Origin of the sequence: Marinobacter nanhaiticus D15-8W, from assembly GCF_036511935.1 — a bacterium.
Taxonomy (GTDB): Bacteria; Pseudomonadota; Gammaproteobacteria; order Pseudomonadales; family Oleiphilaceae; genus Marinobacter_A; species Marinobacter_A nanhaiticus.
Window position 1 is genome coordinate 3,037,218 of sequence record NZ_AP028878.1, and the last position, 20,872, is coordinate 3,058,089.

General features: G+C 56.6%; 20 protein-coding genes and 1 tRNA gene. 6 read left to right on the forward strand and 15 right to left on the reverse strand.

The features are described 5' to 3' along the window. Nucleotides 1-330: 330 nt before the first annotated feature. Nucleotides 331-2,088, reverse strand: a complete 1,758-nt coding sequence (locus tag RE428_RS13475; protein ID WP_154660770.1) for a ShlB/FhaC/HecB family hemolysin secretion/activation protein — start codon at nucleotides 2,086-2,088, stop codon at nucleotides 331-333. Between the two features lie 780 nt (nucleotides 2,089-2,868). Here RE428_RS13475 and galU point away from each other — a divergent pair. Continuing rightward, nucleotides 2,869-3,705 (forward strand): UTP--glucose-1-phosphate uridylyltransferase GalU, encoded by an 837-nt coding sequence (galU, locus tag RE428_RS13480; protein ID WP_004582547.1) that lies wholly within the window; start codon nucleotides 2,869-2,871, stop codon nucleotides 3,703-3,705. A gap of 49 nt (nucleotides 3,706-3,754) precedes the next feature. On the opposite strand, the gene RE428_RS13485 is transcribed toward galU, so the two are convergent. Then, nucleotides 3,755-4,159: a helix-turn-helix domain-containing protein gene (locus RE428_RS13485; protein WP_227500250.1), complete on the reverse strand. Its 405-nt coding sequence runs from the start codon at nucleotides 4,157-4,159 to the stop codon at nucleotides 3,755-3,757. A 23-nt stretch (nucleotides 4,160-4,182) separates the two neighbouring features. Then, the gene (locus tag RE428_RS13490) at nucleotides 4,183-4,980 is read right to left on the reverse strand and encodes an enoyl-CoA hydratase-related protein (protein WP_004582550.1); all 798 of its coding nucleotides are present in this window, start codon (nucleotides 4,978-4,980) and stop codon (nucleotides 4,183-4,185) included. 266 nt (nucleotides 4,981-5,246) lie between these two features. On the opposite strand from RE428_RS13490, the gene RE428_RS13495 reads away from it, so the two are divergent. Further along, complete coding sequence (locus tag RE428_RS13495; RefSeq protein WP_004582551.1) at nucleotides 5,247-6,038, forward strand: creatininase family protein; 792 nt, start codon at nucleotides 5,247-5,249, stop codon at nucleotides 6,036-6,038. Here RE428_RS13495 and RE428_RS24460 read toward each other — a convergent pair. Beyond that, nucleotides 6,035-6,673, reverse strand: coding sequence for a GTP cyclohydrolase II (locus RE428_RS24460; RefSeq protein WP_406564739.1), 639 nt, complete (start codon nucleotides 6,671-6,673; stop codon nucleotides 6,035-6,037). The two genes, RE428_RS13495 and RE428_RS24460, sit on opposite strands and share 4 nt — an antisense overlap. A gap of 564 nt (nucleotides 6,674-7,237) precedes the next feature. Here RE428_RS24460 and RE428_RS13505 point away from each other — a divergent pair. Beyond that, nucleotides 7,238-8,068 carry a RibD family protein gene (locus tag RE428_RS13505; RefSeq protein ID WP_004582553.1) on the forward strand — a complete coding sequence of 277 codons (831 nt, stop codon included), beginning with the start codon at nucleotides 7,238-7,240 and terminating at the stop codon, nucleotides 8,066-8,068. On the opposite strand, the gene RE428_RS13510 is transcribed toward RE428_RS13505, so the two are convergent. From RE428_RS13510 to RE428_RS13530, 5 genes are all read right to left on the reverse strand, one after another. After that, the gene (locus RE428_RS13510; protein WP_004582554.1) at nucleotides 8,054-8,992 is read right to left on the reverse strand and encodes a lysylphosphatidylglycerol synthase transmembrane domain-containing protein; all 939 of its coding nucleotides are present in this window, start codon (nucleotides 8,990-8,992) and stop codon (nucleotides 8,054-8,056) included. The genes RE428_RS13505 and RE428_RS13510 overlap by 15 nt on opposite strands. Beyond that, nucleotides 8,989-9,753 (reverse strand): methyltransferase domain-containing protein, encoded by a 765-nt coding sequence (locus RE428_RS13515; protein WP_169334082.1) that lies wholly within the window; start codon nucleotides 9,751-9,753, stop codon nucleotides 8,989-8,991. Before RE428_RS13515 ends, RE428_RS13510 begins: the two co-directional genes overlap by 4 nt. A 164-nt stretch (nucleotides 9,754-9,917) precedes the next feature. Then, nucleotides 9,918-10,997: a glycosyltransferase family 4 protein gene (locus tag RE428_RS13520; RefSeq protein WP_004582556.1), complete on the reverse strand. Its 1,080-nt coding sequence runs from the start codon at nucleotides 10,995-10,997 to the stop codon at nucleotides 9,918-9,920. Further along, nucleotides 10,987-11,385 carry a 6-pyruvoyl trahydropterin synthase family protein gene (locus RE428_RS13525; RefSeq protein WP_004582557.1) on the reverse strand — a complete coding sequence of 133 codons (399 nt, stop codon included), beginning with the start codon at nucleotides 11,383-11,385 and terminating at the stop codon, nucleotides 10,987-10,989. The genes RE428_RS13520 and RE428_RS13525 overlap by 11 nt, the downstream gene beginning before the upstream one ends. A 25-nt stretch (nucleotides 11,386-11,410) precedes the next feature. Further along, a complete protein-coding gene (locus RE428_RS13530; protein WP_004582558.1) occupies nucleotides 11,411-12,436 on the reverse strand; it encodes a zinc-dependent alcohol dehydrogenase in 1,026 nt (341 codons plus the stop codon). Between the two features lie 148 nt (nucleotides 12,437-12,584). Between RE428_RS13530 and RE428_RS13535 the strand changes: the two genes are divergently transcribed. The 3 genes from RE428_RS13535 to RE428_RS13545 all read left to right on the forward strand — a co-directional run bounded on the left by RE428_RS13535 (nucleotide 12,585) and on the right by RE428_RS13545 (nucleotide 15,169). Continuing rightward, nucleotides 12,585-13,331 carry a CDP-alcohol phosphatidyltransferase family protein gene (locus RE428_RS13535; protein WP_004582559.1) on the forward strand — a complete coding sequence of 249 codons (747 nt, stop codon included), beginning with the start codon at nucleotides 12,585-12,587 and terminating at the stop codon, nucleotides 13,329-13,331. Nucleotides 13,332-13,518: 187 nt separating this feature from the next. Further along, nucleotides 13,519-14,103, forward strand: a complete 585-nt coding sequence (locus tag RE428_RS13540; RefSeq protein WP_004582560.1) for a YceI family protein — start codon at nucleotides 13,519-13,521, stop codon at nucleotides 14,101-14,103. Between the two features lie 130 nt (nucleotides 14,104-14,233). Then, on the forward strand, nucleotides 14,234-15,169 hold the full coding sequence (locus tag RE428_RS13545; RefSeq protein ID WP_004582561.1) for a DMT family transporter: 936 nt from the start codon (nucleotides 14,234-14,236) through the stop codon (nucleotides 15,167-15,169). Nucleotides 15,170-15,257: 88 nt separating this feature from the next. On the opposite strand, the gene RE428_RS13550 is transcribed toward RE428_RS13545, so the two are convergent. From RE428_RS13550 to bamC, 6 genes are all read right to left on the reverse strand, one after another. Then, complete coding sequence (locus RE428_RS13550; RefSeq protein ID WP_004582562.1) at nucleotides 15,258-16,676, reverse strand: hypothetical protein; 1,419 nt, start codon at nucleotides 16,674-16,676, stop codon at nucleotides 15,258-15,260. A gap of 186 nt (nucleotides 16,677-16,862) precedes the next feature. Beyond that, nucleotides 16,863-16,939, reverse strand: a tRNA-Val gene (locus RE428_RS13555). 77 nt (nucleotides 16,940-17,016) lie between these two features. Then, nucleotides 17,017-18,024 carry an NAD-dependent epimerase gene (locus RE428_RS13560; RefSeq protein WP_004582563.1) on the reverse strand — a complete coding sequence of 336 codons (1,008 nt, stop codon included), beginning with the start codon at nucleotides 18,022-18,024 and terminating at the stop codon, nucleotides 17,017-17,019. Nucleotides 18,025-18,226: 202 nt separating this feature from the next. Then, nucleotides 18,227-18,991 (reverse strand): TIGR04219 family outer membrane beta-barrel protein, encoded by a 765-nt coding sequence (locus tag RE428_RS13565; protein WP_004582564.1) that lies wholly within the window; start codon nucleotides 18,989-18,991, stop codon nucleotides 18,227-18,229. Nucleotides 18,992-19,027: 36 nt separating this feature from the next. Continuing rightward, on the reverse strand, nucleotides 19,028-19,741 hold the full coding sequence (purC, locus tag RE428_RS13570; protein WP_004582565.1) for a phosphoribosylaminoimidazolesuccinocarboxamide synthase: 714 nt from the start codon (nucleotides 19,739-19,741) through the stop codon (nucleotides 19,028-19,030). A gap of 49 nt (nucleotides 19,742-19,790) precedes the next feature. Next, nucleotides 19,791-20,849, reverse strand: a complete 1,059-nt coding sequence (gene bamC / locus RE428_RS13575) for an outer membrane protein assembly factor BamC (RefSeq protein ID WP_004582566.1) — start codon at nucleotides 20,847-20,849, stop codon at nucleotides 19,791-19,793. Nucleotides 20,850-20,872: the final 23 nt, after the last annotated feature.

A 20,872-nucleotide genomic window follows, 5' to 3' on the forward strand; every position in this document is an offset into this window, starting at 1 on the left:
CAGCCCGCCCACAATGCGGAAACGAACCTTCGAAATATCCTTCAGATTCGACGACATTCAGTCATCGTAGGCGTCTCATTGTTTAATAATGTAACACTGTCAGTAGCTTGCGCTTCAAGTGACATCTATGTAAGACACATCGCCGATCCGCTGACACCCGCTTATGTGGGACGTCCAGACCAATTACAGTATATGCAGGAATAAGGGAAACAGCCCGACCGTATGGAGTTTTACCCGGAAAGAAAGCTGATTCCGAAGAAGGACTAGGATCGTCAGGAAAGGCACGGGGCGAACAACGCCCCATATGTGATCCGGTAGAGGATCTTTCGTTTACAAGCCCAGGGAAAGAGAGAGCGAAACGTCGGGTACGTCAGGTTTGTCAGTCGACAAGCTGGAAGAGCCAAGCATCCGCCCGACACTGACATCCGCCCTCAAGCCGCGCCCCTGGAATCGCAGCGAGATCTCTGCAGCACTGGCCGAACCATAGCGATCCGACTGCATGTCGTCGTAAGGCACCCAGCCCTGCAACACGGAGAAACGTATATCCGAGCGCAGATCGGACAGCAACGGCACGCCGAAGCTTGGACTGTTGGCATCCACGCGCAGCCAGCCACCTTCCGCCGCCGCCAGCGACTGGCCGTTGAAACCGGCGATCATGGCAGGACCAGCCACCAGGAGATACTCGGAATCCGGCAGGTCGCTTGGAGAAAACTGGTATCGCCCGGTCACACCCCACTGCCAGCTGTATAACTCCTTGCTAAGACTGCTGGAGATCGAAAACTTATGAAAGCGGTCATCCTCGTCAAGGCTCTCTTCCATATCGTAATCTTTGCTTAGGACCTCCAGGCCGCTTACGGCAGAGATGCGCGTAGTGGAGCGCACGTCGAACCACAGATCCCGGCTGGTCGCGCCCTCCAGGGTGAACTTCGACAGTTGACGCGAAGAATCCTCGATCCACTCCCCTCGCTCGAAATAACGCGCCTGGCTGCTCGACATACTCATTACGCTGTCGAAAGACATACCCGCAAACGAGAACAGGGATCGACGATTGCTGACGTTGAATTTCCGCCCTTCTCCGCTGGCCTCATACTTGCCCTCGTCGCCGACGACCGTACTCTGATGCTCATAGCTGTTCGCATACAGACTGAATCGGTTTGCGCCCAGCGGGAAGGAATAGCTGAAAGCGATGGCTTCGGACTCGTTCTCGACCCGCTGTGATGCGGACTCGTTAAAGTCGAGCCGAATATCGTGATCAGCCTGAACCAGCCCGTTCGCCGCGAGCCCAATACGGCCGTGGTGACCTTCGTCGCTTTGCGCCGAGTTGCCTGCAAATTGCAAATGCGAAGCCAGCCAGTGGTTCTGTACCCGTTGCAGTGTGACGGTAGGCGCAACACTATTTTGCTCGATCCCCGCAAGAGGCATGGCCTGCTGCGGCTCTGAGGTGGACCGCTGGGAAGTATCGGTCCAGCGGCCGAGGCCATAGACCGGCATCGAGCGAGTCTTGACCGTTGCCTTGGACTTGGGCGGTTCAATGGACTCGGGGGACCGTAAACGGATCGATGTCCCGCCGCCGGATGCACGTGAGCGACGTGCCGCCATTGCCGTATCGCGGAAGCGCAGCGTCAATACCCCGTTGACGATCGGTCGATCAGGCAATTCCGCGATGGCCTCGGGTTTGCCGTCGACCTGCAAGACTTCGTTGATTCGACGGGTGAGCGCATCCAGCCTGCCCGGGTCGACACACTGCCGGGCATGAGGCTGAACCATGGCGGAAACACGGGTCTCCAGACGCTTGGGGATCAACTGGAGACCTGGCATACGAATGGAGTCGATCCGGACGCAACGCCCCTTCGGCCAATCGGCTTTCATGTCGTCAGACAACATAGCGTCTGAACGAGAAGGTGCGGTCGAATGGTTTCGGGAGGTGAGCCAGCTGTGCTCGTTATCCTGGACGATGGCTGCATCCAGGACGCCGGAAAGGTCGGAGTGCGCAACGGCCGGCAGTTCAATCGGGGCAACACCCCCATCGAGCGCCATCGCTTCTGCACTGATAACACTTAGAAAAAGTGCACCCAACCAAAATCTCACGAGCAAGCGTCTCCATCAGGCCGACATGGCAGCCTGAGCATAGGTATTAACGTAGGGAAAATTCGTTATTTCCGGCCCTTCCTTGGCCACCCAGACGACTTACTTGGGATCATTCTCTTATGTTCGCCAGCTCTGCTGGCCGTCTTGCCGTCAATCTTTGCTCATGAGTCCGTTTCCAATCGGCCTGCCTTTAACCGAAGGAATCTTCCAGACATCGATCTTCCGATCCGTTAGCTCTAACACTGATAAAAATGAGCTGTTCAAAAACTGACCGGACTATCGATCGGCAACTGCGGGGACTATAGGGAAGGAAATGAAGTAGTACCAGCCCTTATTTTCAAAATTTTACAATTTTAATTTTTATCAAAAAACAAAAACTTGTAACGAAAATTAAATGCGAATTCTGGAAGAAACGACGGTGTTGCTCAATGCGACGTTGTCGAATACAGGAAATGCAGAATTCCAGATTATTTGGCGGCAATTCCCGTACTTCATCGCTACACTTATATTCGAATGTTGATGCCTACCCTGTCCCGTCAAGTCACTCCCCGGTGAAAGCTGGAGAGCCCCTAAAGGATTCCAGCGCCCCAAAACGGGGCGCGAATGGGTCGCCAGTCCGCCTCGGATAACGTGAATAACCGGTAAGGGGGCAGCACTCCATTTGTCACATCAACTTGGTTACACTTGGCAAACTTTGTGCAGAAACCTGTATTGGATGCCTGAGAGGCAGCTTTTCCGCTTTATACAGGTTCTGAATTAGCAGCCAAAAGGACGAACGTTATGATCAGGAAGTGCTTATTCCCCGTCGCTGGTTACGGTACCCGGTTCCTTCCGGCGACCAAGGCTATGCCGAAAGAGATCCTGCCCGTCGTGAACAAACCGTTGGTGCAGTATGGTGTTGAGGAAGCAGCCGAGGCGGGAATCAGTGAGTTCGGTTTCGTGACCGGGCGAGGCAAACGGGCGATCGAAGATCACTTCGATATCAGTTACGAGCTTGAGCACCAGATCGCTGGTTCAGGTAAGGAAAACCTTCTGACCTCGATCCGTGACCTGATCGACCACAACACCTTCTCCTTCACTCGCCAGAATGAGATGAAAGGCCTGGGCCATGCCATCTGGACCGGTCGCAACCTCATGGGCGACAACGCATTTGCCGTTATCCTGGCGGACGACTTCTGTGTACCGGAGCCGGGTGATATCGGCGTGCTGGCGCAAATGGCTGAGCTATACAAGCAGTTCCGCTGCTCGATCGTTGCCATCGAAGAAGTGCCGGAAGACGAGACTCACAAGTACGGGGTTATCGCCGGGGAAACATTGAAAGACGGCCTGTACCGTATCACCGACATGGTGGAGAAGCCGGCACCTGAGAACGCACCGTCCAACCTCGCCATCATTGGCCGCTACATCCTGACGCCGGACATTTTCGAGATCATCGAGAACACCGAGCCCGGCAAGAACGGCGAAGTGCAGATTACCGATGCCCTCCTGCAGCAGGCCCAGTCAGGGATGGTGCTGGCCTACAAATTCCGCGGCCGTCGCTTTGACTGCGGCAGCATCGACGGTTTCGTACAGGCCACCAACTACGTTTACGAGAACATCTACAAAAACGGCGAATGAGGTGATAAGTGTCGCTGGTTAAGTTGCCAACCCCACCCAGCCAGCGACACTAACCCAATAGCTGGATAATCATGCGCCGGTTCTCCGCAGTGGTCTTGCGGAATCGGCGCAGCAATTCCACTTCTTCTTCCGACGGCTTCAGCCGCTCAATCTCCTGCTCCAGCGTGTCTAGGACCTTGGTGAGATCGACATCGTTGCTGAAGGCGAGTCCCGGCAATTCCATTTGCCCCGCGTCCGGAGCATCCTCGAAGTCCAGCAAGGCCTCAAGCCCGGTCTCGGTTTTCAGGCAGAGGTCCATGAGTTCATCGATGTCGGGGTAGGTCCGGTTTTTCGGGTTGTCGCTCTCCCAGCTCAAGACCCTGCGCTCATCGGAGTCGACCAGGCGCGCCACATCGCTCACTGACAATTGCTTCATCTCGCGCAGCGTTTTCAACCGTCGATGAAAGGACTTCATATACCGCATCACCGATCACTCCCCTATTCCTGAATCCCTGAATCATCCTGCCAGTGAGGCTGACGGCCCTCGACGCCGGCCCGCACGCCTTCGATCTGCTCAGCTGTACCCTGTAGCTCCACCAGCCAGTCGCGTTCCGCCGCAAACCCGGTTTCCAGCGGGCGCATGCGTGCGTGTTCAATAAGCTGTTTGGTCGCCCGGATAGCCGTCGGCCCCTGGGCAAACGAGCGCCTGGCCCAATCTGCGGCCAGTTCCACCGCCCCGCCGGACTCGCTGACGGCGTCCACCAATCCGATGGCCAATGCCTGCTCGGCATCCACCGTCTCCCCACACAACAGGAGCCGCTTCGCCCAGACTTCCCCGACCAGTCGCGGTAACAGTTGGCTTCCGCCAGCGACCGGCACGAGACCATACCGTGCAGGGACCATGGAAAACTGGCTGCCAGGTTCGGCAATCCTGAAATCACAGCATAACGCACATTCCAGACCGGCGTCGGAGGCATTTCCGGTCAATGCCGCTACCGAAACACCGGGAAAGCGGCGCAGCGCGGCAAATGCCTGGGCGAACTGACGGCCAATACCCGCGGAGGCCACCTTGCTGCCCTCACGCACTGCTGTTAGCTCTAGCCCATGAGAAAAAGGCTGACCCGGCTCGCCGGTCAGGATCAAGGCTCTCACCGCAGGGTCCAGCCCCAAAGCCTGGACGGTCTGCAAAAAGTCGGCAAGGGCCCCTTCTGTCCAATAGCGTTCCGCCGATTGCGGAATAGAGAGCATTGCCAACCCATTCTGGACATCGGGCTGAGTGCTGGTGGTATCGACCAAAGCAGTCTCCTCGGTGGGGCCGTCAATTTTAGTGCGACCATTACACCCCACACTCATTTCCACGCGCAATGGTCACAGTTCTGCGATGTCACCGGTCAGATGACGACGTCGCATCGGCAAACAGGCTGGAGGCACCTGTTCATCCTAAATCAAGTTGCGGTGACTTGAGCTAGAATGCGTACAGACAGAGAAACTCTCACGAGCAGAAAGGAACGCTCCCGAACAGACAGCCGGGAGCTCAATGGAATTGGAACACGAGGTAAGGTATGGACGACACCGTTCATTATTGGCAGGACCTGACGACCGAGGAATTAGCCGATGTCGTTGGTGACAGTACTGTGGCCATATTGCCGGTGGCGGCCATTGAACAGCACGGCCCGCATCTTCCTCTGTCCACGGACCTGATCATTGGCGAAGGCATCCTGCTCAAGGCGCTGGACCAATTGGATGGCGCCTCCGCACTGGTCCTGCCGACAGTCACCGTCGGTCTCAGCCTGGAACATACCTCGTTTTCCGGCACACTGTCGCTTCGGCCCGACACCGCCATCGACGTGCTGGTGGACATCGGCCAGTCTGTGGCTGCCAGTGGCGTGCATCGCCTGGTGATCTTCAATAGTCACGGTGGCAACCGCCAGATTATCGACCTGGCGGCCCTGCAGTTGCGCCAACGCTTCGGCATGCTCGTGGTAAAAGCCAACTATTTCCGCTTCAAGACGCCGAGTGACCTTGTGGAAGCCTCAGAGCTTGCCCGCGGTATTCACGGCGGCGAACTGGAAACGGCGATGATGCTATACCTCGCGCGCGATTCGGTCCGTCTCGAGCATCTCCAGAATTTCGAGGCCTTGGACGACAACCTGTTGGCAAACAATGAGAAGCTCGGCCCCGAGAACGAGGCCGCTTTCGCGTGGATGGGCCAGGACCTGAACCCGGCGGGTGTCGTGGGGAGGGCTGCGCAGGCGACGACCAGCCAGGGTGAAAAGCTGGTGGCCCACTTCGCTCGAGCACTGGCGACAACCATTCGGGAAGCTCAGCAATTCAATTTGAAGCTCCTCCGCTAACCGGTCTTCAGCGAAGCACCCAACAGGTGGCCAGAACGCTCTGCCTTGGCGGCGAGATAGCGGCGGTTGTATGGCGTCACCCTGCCAAGCAGTTCGCGACGCTTACCCACCTCAATGCCGCCATCGAGGATTGCCTGGATCTTGCCAGGGTTGTTGGTCAAGAGATCGATACGTTCGATGCCGAGCGACCGCAGCATGCCGACAGCAACACCATAGCGCCTCTCATCATCCGCAAAACCCAGTACCTGGTCAGCGTCAACCGTATCCAATCCCTGGTCCTGCAGGCTGTACGCCCTTAACTTGTTCGCCAAGCCGATATCGCGTCCCTCTTGCGCCAGATACAGCAGCACACCGCCGCCCTCTTCCGAGATCGACCGAACGGCACCCCGCAATTGCTCACCACAGTCACAGCGAAGGCTACCGAACAGGTCGCCGGTCAGACAGGCGGAGTGCATGCGTACCGGCACGGGATCGGGCCAGTGCGACGGATCACCAATCAGCAAGGCCAGGTGTTCGCGCAGGCCACTACCCTCGCGAAACAGTACGAAGCGTGTTTCTTCGGCGCCCTCGAGCGGCACCTGTGCTTCAGAGACACGGTGTAGGTGGCGCTCGACCGTTTGCTCGAAGTCCGACACGTCGGCCGCATCGACGCGCATCAGGTCCTGGGAATGGAGCGCACCGTCGATCTCCGGTCGAGCATCAGTTGGAACACCGATCGATACGGACGCCGGTAAAAGTCGTCCCTGCCGCATGAGGGTCAGGCTAGCCTGCTGGATGGCTTCTGGTTCGGCGAGATCTGACGAACTCACGCCGCTGTTTGTCGTTGTCTGCGTGCCCAGCCGCTGTAGGGAATCGATCAGGGGGGCCATTCCCATCGTATCGGTCAAGGGGATCTCCAACACGCCGCCCGACGTGGAAGAATGATCAATGCCCAGACTTTCCAATCGCTTACGAGTCAAGGTTACGGCCACCGAAGACGCATTCAGCCTGTCGATCCAGGCCTCGAAAGCGGGCGAATCCACGCCTTCGATACTGAAAACCAGGGCAGCCTCGTCCCCATCGGTCACCAGTACCGGCTCGCCGGCCTTCAGTTCGACTATGGCTCGCTCAACCTTGCGCATCATCCAATTCCTCGTGGTTCAGGTACACTTGGGTACCATCGGGCAGTACCGTATTGATCACTAAGGACGTTTACAGAAATGGCTGCAAAACGGATCAGTTTCCAGGACGCCTGGCAGTTGTTGCTGACCACCCGGGCATCGACGATTCCGGGGTCCGTGACCTTGCCGATGGCTGACGTTCCACTGCTAACGACCTTGAGCGACGGCCTTTGGACCCTGCATGCCGAGCCTGCAGACCCAACGACGGCGGAACTGATCGACTGCTTCATGCCCTTTTGCCATCCCGCACGACCGTCAGTGGTTTTCGCCCAGGTTGGCCAGAGCCTGGACGGGCGCATCGCCACAGTGACCGGCGCCTCCCATTACATCAATGGGGAGGCGGGGCTCGATCATCTTCACCGGCTGAGAGCCATGGCGGACATCGTCGTGGTCGGTGCCGGTACGGTCCACGCAGACAATCCGCGACTGACAGTCCGCCGTGTGGATGGCCCGCATCCAGACCGGGCCGTAATTGACCCTAGACGGCGTATCGACCCGGATCAGGCCGTATTCGATATGTCCTCTGCGCCAACCTACCGCCTGGTCGCAGGAGCGCCGAATTCAGAACATGAGCTTCAGGTTGCGCCAGACGGTACCCCTATCACACCGGGGGCCATTGTCGATGCCCTGCGCGCGCGGGGCTATCGTCGTATCTTTATCGAGGGCGGCAGCCAAACCGTCTCCAGCTTCCTGCATGCAGGCTGTCTTGACCGCCTGCATCTGATCGTCGCGCCGATGATCATTGGCAGCGGCATTCCCGCTCTCCAACTGCCCGAAATCGACCAATTGGACCTCGCCCTGCGTCCCGAGACCAAAGCTTACACCCTCGGCTCGGACTACCTGTTTGACATGTGTTTAAGGGCGCCCTGATTTGGCGAAAGCGCGGACACAAGCCCGAGGCAACACAAACGGTAAGCCGGGCAAGCTTGAGATCAGGAACAGCGCACCATACGCGATGCTCAGGGCCAGCCCTTCGCCAGCCGGATAACCAGCCCAGACCCACAGTGCGCCGGCAACACCCTCGCGAATACCCCATCCGGCCACGGTAACCGGAATCACCATGGTCATCAGCAGACACAGAACGCAAGGCACCAGTATGGACTGGGGCATCGAAACATCCATGCCCCAGGCCAACACCAAAAAGACCATCACATAACTGCCCACGACTAGGGCCGAACTCAGCATTTGAACCCCGAGCACCTTCGGCTGGAGCAGTGCTACCCAGAGCGCATCGCGAAAAGCGGCGATCAGGGGCCCCACACGGGCACGAAAAAAGGTCGCGGCCAATATCGCCACAAAAACCATTCCGGCAGCAACAAGACCGACATGAACACCGCCAGCGCCTGCAGAGAGCGCCACCCCATCTCGATCGGATAGCAGGAAGGCCCAGGCCGTGACCGCCAGGATCACTAAAACCACCTGGCCGGAAAGTCGCTCAATCATCACCGCATGGACAGCCCGGGAGCGCTGACGCGTCATGGCACCATGACGCAACGCCCGATTCGCGTCCCCCAACACACCGCCGGGCAATACCTGGTTAACGAAGGTCGCCAGATAGTATTCACGCAGGGCATCCCGCCAGTCGATGGCAAGGCCCAGTTGACGAGCCGTGAAGCTCCAGCGCCACGCCGACATGAAAAGCTGCAAGGTAAACAGTCCAAGGGCTAAGGCGACGGCCGTGAGCGACAGACCTTCCAGATGCGAGACGATGTCCGCCTGACCGAACACGACCAGAGCGCCCGTGAGGATAGTCAGGGTCCAGATCCACCGGAGGTACGGCAGATAACGACTCATACGGGCCTAGCCCCATCCTTGACTGGAGAAGTGGCTGCATCGTCGGGCAGCGCAAGGACATCCTGATGAAAGACGCGGGTTTCGGATGCGACATCGTCTAGCAGCTTCAGGCGCTGGGTCAACCAGGCATCCGCTCGCCCAGCCTCGTTCGGACGTTGCTCCGCGGCTGCCTCGGCCCAGCCTTCGAAAAGCTGTACCTGCAGGTTGCGGAGGGGTTCGCCCAACACCCACGCTGAGGGTGCACTGAAAACATGGTAGCCACGGGGTTCAAACGCCTGGGCACATTGAAACCAGGCATCGGGCCCCAAGGCGCGGCCACTCCCCTTTTCAGACCGCTGGTGCTCGTTCACTGCGCGTAATATCCAGCCGTCGTCTTCGAGCATGGGTGATAGGAGGAAGTCACCGCTATAGGAAAGCGTAAAAAGAACGGCTGCGGAAATCTCGTCCGCCCGTGCCGCCAGATTCTCCAGCCAATCTCCGGACACGAGGTCCAACAGTGCCGAACCGGTAACGACGTCTGTCTCGTCAGGAATCGCTACGCCCAAACCCTCTTCCAGGCGCTGCAGCCGGGTAGCGAAACTGGAGACGCCCGGTAGTTCCTTGCACAGACGGTCTGCGGCTTCGAGATGGCCAGGGTCATGGTCAACCAATGTCCATGCCTGGCCGCCCGGCAGCCGTGGCGCCAGGTACCTCATGTTGGAGCCAGTACCGCACCCCAGATCGAGCATCTGGTAAACCTCCGCCTGCGGAGACCTGGTCATGATCCAGCGAACCAGTCTTTGAGTAAGGTCGCTGCTTCGAGCAGCATGATCGGCGGGCTCTCGATTTGCCAGCCAGTCACCGGCAAAAAGCGACGCCCGATGTGCCAACGGCTCCACCATGGTTGTCCACCATCGTTATACCAATGAGCTCTCCAAATGCCCTATCAGCGACCGGAGAGCAACGTATCGATCGCCTTCGCAAAACGTTCCCCGGCCTCGGACCAGCTCTGCAGCTCGTCCCTCGCCTGTGCCGCACCTGCAACCAGTTGCTGGAGACGCTCGGATGACGAGAACAGCTGTATCATCGCAGCGCCCAGCGCTCCGGCGTCCCCTGGTTGTACCTTGATGGCCGCCTGGTCTGACGCGGTATAAGCCAAGGCGCCGCCGGTCGTTGTAATTACTGGCAAACCATAAGCCAAGGCTTCGGTAATCACCATTCCGTACCCCTCGTACCAGGAAGGCAAGACGAACAGATCGGCATTGCGATAGGCCTCAGCCAGACCCTGTTCCTCCAGCTCGCCACAGAGTTCGATACGATCATTGAGGTGCAACTGATCAATCTGCGCCTTGAGGGAAGCGACATAGTCGGGGTGACGATCGGTCGATCCCGCCAGGGTGCAGTGCCAGTCATAGTCCTGACATCGTGCCAGCGCTTCGACCAAAACATCCTGCGCTTTGCGCGGTGCGAGGGTCGCGACACAGAGAATCTCCAGCGGACGATCCGATACCAGGCGCTTACCGGCGTCGGCGGGCACGGGCCGATCGACGCCGGGTGTCACGACTTCGATTCGCGACGGATCGACATCGAAATCCTGCAGTCGTCGCGCGGTGAAATCGCTGGTGACGATCACGCCCCCAACCCTTGCCAGGGCTGCCTTTTCGCTCTGGAAGAAATACGCTTGCTGTGCCTGCGTCAAACCGGTTTCGTCCGCCAAAGGGTGGTGCTCCAGTGCCAGCACACGCAGGCGCTGGATATGGCGATCCGCCAACGCAGGCAGGCCACAAAGCGCCAATCCATCGATGATGACGACGGTATTGTCTTCCAGGGCATCGAGGGCGTTATCCATGGCCCGTTGAGCCAGCGCATCCGTTTCCGGGAAAGCGCCCTCCAGCCCATCGAGATCTACGGTATGTCCGCGGTCACGAAGGCATTGGACAATACGTCGGGTATAACCGTAGCCACCCGTGCGCTGGTTGGGATCGCCGGGAGCGAGAAATACGATATGCGGACGATCAGAGCGCATCTTCAAAGGTCGCCCAGGCGATATGGGATTCGCTGAGACAGACACGCATCCGGCTCAATCCTTGGGCCTCCTCACCGAGGGATCCACTGTCAATCCGCTTGGCCAGCCGGTCGAAAATGACCTTGGCCATGAATTCCGTGGTCGTGTTGCGACCCTCGAATTCGGCCTGTTCGTCAAGATTCGTCAGATTGAACTCATCGACTACCGCCTTGAGTTGCTCAGACGCGAGACCGATATCGATCACCAGGTCGTCCTGATCCAGTTGCTCACGGAAGAAGGACACATCCACGACATAGGTTGCGCCGTGAAGCTTCTGCGCCGGGCCGAAACGGGGGGAGTTAAAGCTGTGGGCGATCATCATATGATCGCGAACGGTAAGACTGAACATGGACTTTTCCTTGGTCGTTCGTTGACTAGTAGGTTACGCGATGGCAAAGGATATCTGTCGTGTCTGCAGTAATCTCAGGCATCCGCTGGGGCAATTGGTCGAACGTGCACTCCGAATTTATCAGGTGATCCAGTTCATCGGCCTGGAGCAAACGCAGAGCCAGGGCCATGCGGTCACCGTAGGACCAACGTGGCGCCTGAATCGGCGAAACCCGCCCCACCTGGCTTGAGATCAGGGACAGACGCCGCGAATGGAAGGCACCGCCAAGATTGAGGCTCACTGCTTGATCCCCGAACCAGCTCATCTCGACGATCCGCCCTTCCACGCCCGCCATTTCCAATGCCGTTTGAAGGCCGTCGGGATGGCCGCTGGCGTGAATCACCAGATCATAATCGTCCCGGGCATCAGGCTGCGGCTGACACCGAACCCCGAGGCCTCTCAACACGGATTCACGTTTGGTATTGGGATCGACAGCCAGCACACGGGTTCCCGGAACCCGACTTGCAAGCCAGGCCACCAGAGAGCCCACCACACCACACCCGATGACAGCGATACGATCCCCCAGCCGTGGTGCAGCATCCCAAAGGGCGTTGACGGCCGTTTCCATGTTAGCCGCGAGCACCGCCCGCTCGGGCGGCAATCTTTCGGGCAAAGGCGTCACGGCAGACGACGGTATCCGGAAACAGGTCTGGTGGGGAAAGAGCGAAAAAACGGCTCGATTTCGCAATTCGGCCGGCCCTTCGAGCACCCGGCCGACATTGGCGTATCCATATTTGACCGGCCAAGGGAATTCACCTTCCTGGAAGGGACAGCGCATCCGTTGATATTCCGATTCGGGTATCGCATCGTTGAAGACCAGACTCTCGGTACCGCGGCTGATACCACTGTACAGAGTCTCTACAACGATATCCCCGGAAAGCTCGAGGCCGTCACGCTCGACAGCGACCGGCCGGATTTCTCCCTCACGCGGGCCGGTTATCCAGTATGCTTTCCCCTGATAGTTGCGGCTTGGGGTATGGCCATCGTTTTGGGACGGGGCCGAATCGGTCATGAGCGTGCTCCTTACGCAATCCAAGGCAACAGTAAAGTCGTAAACTACGGTTAAATGCAACCGGCGTTCACTCGACGAACATAGGGCTTGATTGAACACCTGTCAGTTGCCGACACTTAATGGATCAAGATTACGCGGGCGTCCATTTATGGATATTTCAAGGCCGGCGGGTCTACCCGCAAAAATCGCTTCCGAGCTTGCCGTTGCAGCCGGGCTAACCATTACTGCAGCAGCCTTGCTGTCATTCACGCTGCATCTTGCAGTTCCTTTCGTGGCATTCACCACGCTGCTTGGCCTCGGTCTTACCGCTGCCGTAGGCGTGTTCTGGGCACTCTCACCTCCGACCCACCGACCCCAAGATGCAGATTCCCTCGGCCTGGCCAATCAGGTAACCCTCGGACGTGGCGTGCTGATATGTGTGGTCGCCGGTTTTATCCCCTTCAACGAATACGCCCAAACCCATGCCTGGACGGTCGCATCGATTACCTTGATTGCACTGATTCTCGACGGCGTCGATGGCGCCGCTGCCCGCAGGACGCGGAGTCACTCCGCCTTCGGCGCGCGTTTCGACATGGAGCTCGACGCCCTGCTGATACTGATCCTCTGTGGATTGACGATCGTGATGGACAAGGCCGGCGCTTGGGTACTGCTGATCGGTCTATATCGGTATATCTTCGTTGTCATGGGTCGGCTCTATCCGAAGCTGACGCAGCCGTTGCCCGAGAGTTTCCGTCGCAAGACGATTTGCGTCTGGCAACTGGTGACGTTGATGATCTGCCTGCTCCCCCTGATCACGCCGTCGATGGCAACTGGCTTACTCGCGCTGGCACTGGCTCTGCTAACCTATTCCTTCATGAAGGATATCGTCTGGCTGATCAGGCAACCCAAACGCTAAGGAGCTTCTGCTTAACTCCTGAGTCGCCTCTAGCTTTCAGAGCGATTCACAATCAAGGCACAACTTTGCAGGAAGGCTGGTTGCCTTTCAAAAAGTCGCAACGCGGAGTGTGGATTGCTCTGAAAGCCCCGAAGGGCTCGTAGAGACGATTCAGGAGTTACTCAGAGGCTCCCACAAGGAGAGAAACATGCAACGGCTCGTTTCCACCACCTGTGCGCTATCCCTTGCGACGCTGCTCGCGGCGCCGCTCCACGCAGAACCGACAGAATTCACCATCGACCCGGAACACTTCGCCATCTCCTTCGCAGTGAACCATCTCGGATACGCCAGTGTGTTGGGCTTTTTCACGGAGGCCGAGGGCAGCTTTGTCTATGACGAGGCAGCCGGGAGTTTCGGCGAAGGTCGGGTGGTTGTGCAAAGCGACAGCGTATTCACGGATAACGAAGACCGTGACGATCACCTGCGCAGCGACGATTTTCTCAACGCGGCGGAATATCCGGAGATCGTCTTCGAGTTCAAGGATTTCACCCGAAATAGCGACAAGCAAGGGGTGTTGACCGGCGACCTGACCATGCTTGGACAGACCCATTCCGTTTCGCTGGACGTTACTCTCAATAAAATGGCCGACTATCCGTTCGGACACGGCGACTACACCCTCGGCATGTCGGCCACGACCACCGTCGAGCGCAGCCGCTGGGGCATGGATTACGGACTGGATATGGTTGGGGATGAAGTGCACCTACGCTTCGAGTTGGAGGCGACTGCAGATTAGCCCCAGTGAAACTGAAGGGTCTTTTTTCGATATGGACAGGCGGTCGGTGGCCGAAGGTATAACGTTCGCTCCCTAACGATCCCGTGATAAACTGCGTCGCCTTTCACCTACCGACGAGTTGTTTCACTGAATGAACCTCCCAGACTCCCGCAAGGCCGATCTGTTGATGGTCGTCGTCACATTACTGGCGGCGATAAGCTGGATGTTTTCCAAGGAGGCGGTATTGCTCATGCCGCCACTTCTGTTCATGGCGCTACGCTTCCTGATCGCCGGATCCATCCTGATCGCCGCCGGTCAGCACCAAATAAGACGGTTGACGGCTGACCAGTTCCGTCGAGCGATAGGAGTCGGGCTGGTGTTCGGCGTCGCTATGAGCTGCTGGATTACAGGTCTGTTCCTGACCGAACATGTTGGCGAGGGCGCCTTTCTCACCAGCCTGGGCGTCGTGATCGTGCCTTTGATCGCCCGCATCGCGTTCAAGGAAGCACAGCCGATATCCACATGGCTTGCGCTCCCCATCGCTATAACCGGCCTTGCGCTACTCTCCCTGCGCAATGGCTTTCGCCCAGAACCGGGGCAGTTATTCTTCGTCATTGCCGCCTGTATCTTTGCGCTCTACTTCACACTCAATACACGCGCAGCCAATACCCGAGTTGCACAACGCCGCGACGGCAGTGAAACACGCAAGGAGCGCGTACCAGCGCTGGCACTGACAGCAATTGCGCTGACCACCGTCGGCCTTGTCACGCTGACTCTCTCGGCCATCCGAGAGCCTTGGTCGCCCACTTTCATGGATGTCCAGCCGATGCTATGGGTCTGGGTTCTGGCCAGCGCCACCATCGGCACCGCGGGACGCTTCTTCGTACAAACCTATGCCCAAAGCCTGTCCATCCATAGTCACGGGGTCGTGATCCTGGTGCTGGAGCCAGTCTGGGTCGCGATTTTCGCTGCGGGCTGGTTTGGTGAGTCGATGTCAGGAGTGCAGTTGGGGGGATGCTCGCTGATCTTCGCAGCGTTGCTGATTAATCGCTGGAGCGCGGTTCGGAAGCTGATCTTGCGGCGGTAAGCTTGCTACGTTCAAACGGTATATTCTGGCCATAAAAAAACGCCCTCAGAGGGTATTTACAAAGCCATGAAATTAATAGCGCCTAAATTTATAGGCGGAACTGATTTCGAAACGCTAGACCCAGAAGAAAAAGAAGAACGAAAGATAGGATACCCTGGAACGCAAAGAGACAATATAGTTGAGGCAAACTATCTGCCACAAATGGCATTACGTCAAGAAGTAAGCTTCTTGCCTCTCTTGAAATCGGTATGAAAGGGAGACTGTTACTGCAGGATAACACCAATAAATCTGCGTAACTCGATTCAACGGCGGCATCGGAAAGATAACATCTATACAGCAAAGGAAATGATAAAATAATTGAACCGAGACATATCAGAGGTCTGATAATGCTCATGCCATAATCTGAAAACGTAGAAAATAGAAGATCTATCATTGAAATAAATTTACCGTGGGAAACCCAACGTTTGGCTCGCATCTCATCAGCATGAAGCCTAAGCGCCAAGCCATGATCGCCGTTTTGAACCGCTAACTCCTTTAGCCGTTGTATTCTTTCAACGTCGTCGATATCTATGATAGTTTTAAAGACACCCTCACTTCTTAAAAGCTCATAATCAAACCCTCGGAAAGAGATATGGTTATTAATACGGGTAAGCGTGAAGTCTGGTACATTTGCGAACTTAGTAGCACATAAGTTGACTGGTCCGTCGATCGTTGTCCCTCGAAGCGATAGCAACTTAGGACAGTAAGAATCCTGAATATTGAAATACAAAGAACCGTCAATCCAGCAATTCTCGACCGAAACTAGTCCAGTATCAGCTTCCTCAAAATCAATATGCAAGTCGGATTCTACAAGTCTCAAATCATCAAACTCTAAATCTCCCTCACCTGTTTTTAGCTCAACAATAGTTATAGAAGATTTTTCATACAAACCTCTATTAAAAAATATACTTGTATTTCTAATCTCCATTTCATGCAATGCAATCAACGACAACATCGCGTCGCAATTATAGAAACGTATAAAACCACCAACAATCTCAGAACCAGTGAAATCGACAAATCCTCTTTCGAATCCACACATTTCGAATTCAAATTTGGAATTTTTCGAAAATAGGTTCGTGAAATCTACGTACCTTATTTTCCTTATATCCGAAAACTTCAGGGAGGCATTCTTAAACTTGGAAGACTGAAACGATATATTTCCGCCAAAGCTTGTCGGCATGTGAATGGTCAACTCACCACCAGTAAAATCGCAATCTTCAAATAGGATATCTGCATTCCCAAAACTGCATCTCTTAAAAGCCAATCCACCTTTTGGAAATCGCATACCGCTGAAGTTGAGAACGCTAGAGCCACCTGAATCCATGACCAAATACTCCAAGAAGTCAATCCCTTCGAAACTAATTTTTGCATCAAGGTTTTGCTCAATCCAATTGTTCCAACACTCCGTCCCGTCCGTTGAAGTTTGCTCCAACACTTCCAGCGCCTGTTCGGAGTCAATCGATTGCATAACGTTTCTAATCCCTGCCAGTAGCTAAATAAGAATCGTAAAAACGCCCCTTCCTGAACAATCAATGTACACATCGAAGACACTGTATGCTAAGGGGTTTTGCAGGAGAATTGCAGGAATTTTGCGGGCACAAAAAAAGGCAGTGGCTACAAAACACGTAACCCACTGCCTTAATTCGGAATTCGGTGGTAGGACCAGGCAGATTCGAACTGCCGACCTCTACCATGTCAAGGTAGCGCTCTAACCAACTGAGCTATGGTCCTCCGTCAACGGGGCAGAACTATACTGGTCCGGATGGGGGCGGTCAACCCGTTTTTTGCCCGGACCAGTAAAAAAACAATTACACTCGATAAAAGTCCCGATACCAGTCTACAAAACGAGCAATTCCCTCCTCTACTGGGGTGTCCGGCTTGTAGCCCACGTCGTCGATCAGCGCATGGACGTCGGCATAGGTGGCCGGTACATCGCCCGGCTGCATGGGAAGGAAGTTTTTCTCAGCCTTACGGCCAATGCGCTCCTCAATGATTTCGATGAAACGGCTCAGTTCGACCGGATTGTTACTGCCGATATTGTAGATCCGGTATGGCGCGTTGCTGGTGCCCGGGTCAGGGTCGGCACCACTCCACTCGCTATTGGGCTGGGCGACGCTATCAAGCGTGCGAATGACACCCTCGACGATGTCATCGATATAGGTGAAGTCTCGCTTATGGTGGCCGTGGTTGAAGACGTCGATGGGTTCGCCGGCCAGGATCTTCTTGGTGAAGATGAACAGGGCCATGTCAGGACGCCCCCAAGGGCCGTAGACGGTGAAGAAGCGCAGGCCGGTGGTCGGCAGTCGGTAAAGATGACTGTATGTATGGGCCATCAGCTCGTTGGCCTTCTTGGAGGCTGCGTAGAGGCTCAGCGGGTGATCCACGTTGTCATGGACGGAGAACGGCATGGATTCGTTGGCACCGTAGACCGAACTGCTGGAGGCGTAGACCAGGTGCTTGACGTCGTTGTGGCGGCAGCCTTCGAGGATGTTCATGAAACCAACCAGGTTGGCATCCACATAGGCGTGGGGATTTTCAAGGGAGTAACGCACGCCAGCCTGGGCTGCCAGATGGACGACACGTTCGGGCTGGAACTCGCGGAACACATCTTCCATCGCTTCACGATCGGCCACATCGCGCCGAATCTCGGTAAATCCTTCCTGGTTGACCAGACGCGCCAGGCGGGCTTCCTTCAGGTTTACATCGTAGTAGTCGTTGACGTTGTCAACGCCGATCACCTCATCGCCACGGGCCAAGAGCCGATGCGCCAGATGAGAGCCAATAAAGCCTGCAGTGCCGGTAACCAAAATTTTCAAGGTAATCTCCCTGTTTCTATCCACGCTGTCGGGCCAAACCCGGGTGAATTGTCTAAGGCGCTAGACTCTCACTGCCCTACTTCCGTCACGGTCCAAGCTGATCGCGCAGGACAGGGAGCAAGACCTCAAGCGTATGCCAAGCAGCCTTTCAAAAAAAGAGCGCCGACAGGCGCTCTTTGACACTTAACGCGAAAGGAACCGATCAGAAATCGACACCAGCGCTGATGAACGGGCCACCGAGCTCGATATCCAGGGCCTCGTCGCCATCTTCATAATCGATGTTCATCTGGCGATATCCCGCCCGAAGCCGCAGTACGGAAAGGTCATACTGGGCATAGCCGGCCCCATCGACGATGGAATCGCCACCGTAACTGACACCATTACCTTCGACGCCAACCGACAAACCTGTCAGTGGCAAATCGAAACGGGCCGCGGCATAGAGCATCGGAACGACAGCATCAATCTCTGTTTTGCTCACAGGAGACAAACGCGCCACATCTCTTATCGTCAGTTCGCCATCCATTTTCCGAACGGTTAGACCTGCATCGAGGTTGACCCAGTTGTCCAGAACTTCGTAATACATCGTCAGGTCGAGCTGATCCAAGTCCAGATCGGAATTGACCTCGGCATCAGCGGGGAGATTATCGTAACCGCCCGCGCCTAATTCTCCACGTCCACTTTGCTCGATAGCCGTGTAGTTCAGTCGCACGTTCGGAAGCAGCGGAACCGGATGTTCGAAAATCGCCGTCAGATTGGCGTTGCTGTCGCTGTCCAGATCAAGATCGTTATCGACATTTACTGAATCGCCACCCTGGCGTGCCGTGCCCGTTAGATCCGAATCCCAATAGCTGACATTGGCTCCCAGCCCCAGGACATCGGCTGCCGCTACCGAGCTAAAGCAGGTCACGCCGCCGAGTAAGACTAATGCAGTTTTTCTCATGAAGCTCACCTGTACTTGTTCGTCCATAATGAGGGCGACCCCGTCAGGCCCCCTCGCGTCAAGTCAATCGAATTGAATACCGAGTCGATGGCCGACCTCTTCATAGGCTTCGATGACTTCTCCCAGACCCTGCCGGAAGCGGTCCTTGTCCATCTTCTTGCGAGTTTCCTTATCCCAGATACGGCAGCCGTCCGGGCTGAACTCATCGCCCAGCACAATCTGGCCGTTGCTCCGGCCAAATTCAAGCTTGTAATCCACCAGGAGCATACCGGCGTCATCGAACAGCCTCTTGAGTACCTCGTTGACACGGTAGGTCAGCACTTTCATCTGGGCCAGGTCGTCGGCCGTGGCCCACCCAAAAGTCTCCGCCAGGGACTCGTTTATCATCGGGTCATGCATGGCATCGTTCTTGAGGAACAGCTCAAAGGTCGGCGGAGTCAACTCCAGCCCCTCTTCCACGCCCAGCCTGCGGCAAAGGCTGCCAGCGGAATAGTTACGCACGACACACTCGACAGGAATCATATCCAGCTTTTTGACCAACGACTCGACCGGCGACAGCAGTTTCTCGAAATGCGTCGGGATCCCCGCCTCTTCCAGCTTTTCCATGACGAATGCATTGAAGCGGTTGTTCACCATACCCTTGCGGGCCAGCTGCTCTTTCTTTTCGCCGTCGAAGGCCGAGGTATCGTCGCGAAATAGCAGTACGAAGCGTTCGGGGTCGTCGGTGGTGTAAACCGATTTGGCTTTGCCTGAATAGAGCGCCTCGCGCTTTTCCATCTTCGTTCTCCGATAAGCACGGCAGCCCGACAGGCTGCCGATAAAGCTGTTAATAGAGGTATTCGAACAATTCCGACAGCAGACGAGCGGATCGATTCTCGCCGTCATGATCCGGTGCCATCTGGGTACGCAAGTTCACCACGCCGTCCTCCTGACGAATGGTCACGAGGTAGGTGTACTCCGGTTCCGGCTCGTCTGCAAACCAGTCGAACCAGCCGGATTCGAGTTCTTCCTCGCTGCGGTAGTCGACGTAGAACTGACCCGCACTACGATCGATATCCACCAGCGGAATATCAGCTTCGGAGAGCGCCCGATTCACCTCCGACCAAGCCCGATCGAAGCTCAGTTCCATCTCGATGCGGGGGTCGTCGCTCTGCCCTGAAACCAGCTTGACCTTAGGTGCGCTAGGTATGTTCAGTGCTGCGCGTGAGTAAGACTTGGTGTCTTCCCGTTGCCTCAGGTAGTCACCCAGGTCAGCAAGCAGATCGCGCTCCTGTGCCATCACAGACGTTTCCGACGGCCACTGGAGCATACTCTCGGGGCGGTTCGCCAGATCCCGCACCCGGAACTGGATTTCGGTGGTCTTGCGCCGTACGCCGGGCGAGACCCGGGCCTGCACAAGCGTCAGCTCATCGTTTGCGCTTTCCCCATTTATACCCAGTAGCGCGCGTGCACGCTGGCTATAGTTGGCGATATCGGTCTGCAACAGGCCAATCTGCGGGTTTTCCTGGGCGACCCCCAGACCACGCTCGGTAAGGTACGAGGACACCATGGGCCAGACCCGGCCGGGCACTTCGTTGACCAGCAGCCAGACCTGGCCGTTGAGTTCCTCGACCACGTAGTTCTCGTCGAGGATCTCCGAGGTCATGTCCGGCGGGCGCGGTACGGAGAACTCACCCTGGGCGACAGCGTCTCCTGCCCGGGCCTCGCGAACCGGATAGGCCGGCTGGATACGCGCCTTGCTTTGCCAATCCGGCACCTTGACGGTGTCGCCTGCAGGCGCGTTGCGGTATTCGTCGGAACGGTCCTGAATCAGGCCGCAGCCTGTCAGGAGGCCCAGCATAAGGGCGCCCGCAACCAAGCGGGCACGACGTGGGTAGGCTTGCATCAAACGACTCCGGGACAGGCCTG

Coding starts and splice junctions, on each gene's coding strand:
- RE428_RS13565 (WP_004582564.1), bottom strand. CDS start 18,991: ATGGACGAACAAGTACAGGTGAGCTTCATGAGAAAAACTGCATTAGTC.
- RE428_RS13510 (WP_004582554.1), bottom strand. CDS start 8,992: ATGAGTCGTTATCTGCCGTACCTCCGGTGGATCTGGACCCTGACTATC.
- RE428_RS13505 (WP_004582553.1), top strand. CDS start 7,238: ATGGCTGCAAAACGGATCAGTTTCCAGGACGCCTGGCAGTTGTTGCTG.
- RE428_RS13485 (WP_227500250.1), bottom strand. CDS start 4,159: ATGAAGTCCTTTCATCGACGGTTGAAAACGCTGCGCGAGATGAAGCAA.
- RE428_RS13515 (WP_169334082.1), bottom strand. CDS start 9,753: ATGACCAGGTCTCCGCAGGCGGAGGTTTACCAGATGCTCGATCTGGGG.
- RE428_RS13535 (WP_004582559.1), top strand. CDS start 12,585: ATGGATATTTCAAGGCCGGCGGGTCTACCCGCAAAAATCGCTTCCGAG.
- RE428_RS13545 (WP_004582561.1), top strand. CDS start 14,234: ATGAACCTCCCAGACTCCCGCAAGGCCGATCTGTTGATGGTCGTCGTC.
- RE428_RS13550 (WP_004582562.1), bottom strand. CDS start 16,676: ATGCAATCGATTGACTCCGAACAGGCGCTGGAAGTGTTGGAGCAAACT.
- galU (WP_004582547.1), top strand. CDS start 2,869: ATGATCAGGAAGTGCTTATTCCCCGTCGCTGGTTACGGTACCCGGTTC.
- RE428_RS13520 (WP_004582556.1), bottom strand. CDS start 10,997: ATGCGCTCTGATCGTCCGCATATCGTATTTCTCGCTCCCGGCGATCCC.
- RE428_RS13525 (WP_004582557.1), bottom strand. CDS start 11,385: ATGTTCAGTCTTACCGTTCGCGATCATATGATGATCGCCCACAGCTTT.
- RE428_RS13495 (WP_004582551.1), top strand. CDS start 5,247: ATGGACGACACCGTTCATTATTGGCAGGACCTGACGACCGAGGAATTA.
- RE428_RS13540 (WP_004582560.1), top strand. CDS start 13,519: ATGCAACGGCTCGTTTCCACCACCTGTGCGCTATCCCTTGCGACGCTG.
- bamC (WP_004582566.1), bottom strand. CDS start 20,849: ATGCAAGCCTACCCACGTCGTGCCCGCTTGGTTGCGGGCGCCCTTATG.
- RE428_RS13530 (WP_004582558.1), bottom strand. CDS start 12,436: ATGACCGATTCGGCCCCGTCCCAAAACGATGGCCATACCCCAAGCCGC.
- purC (WP_004582565.1), bottom strand. CDS start 19,741: ATGGAAAAGCGCGAGGCGCTCTATTCAGGCAAAGCCAAATCGGTTTAC.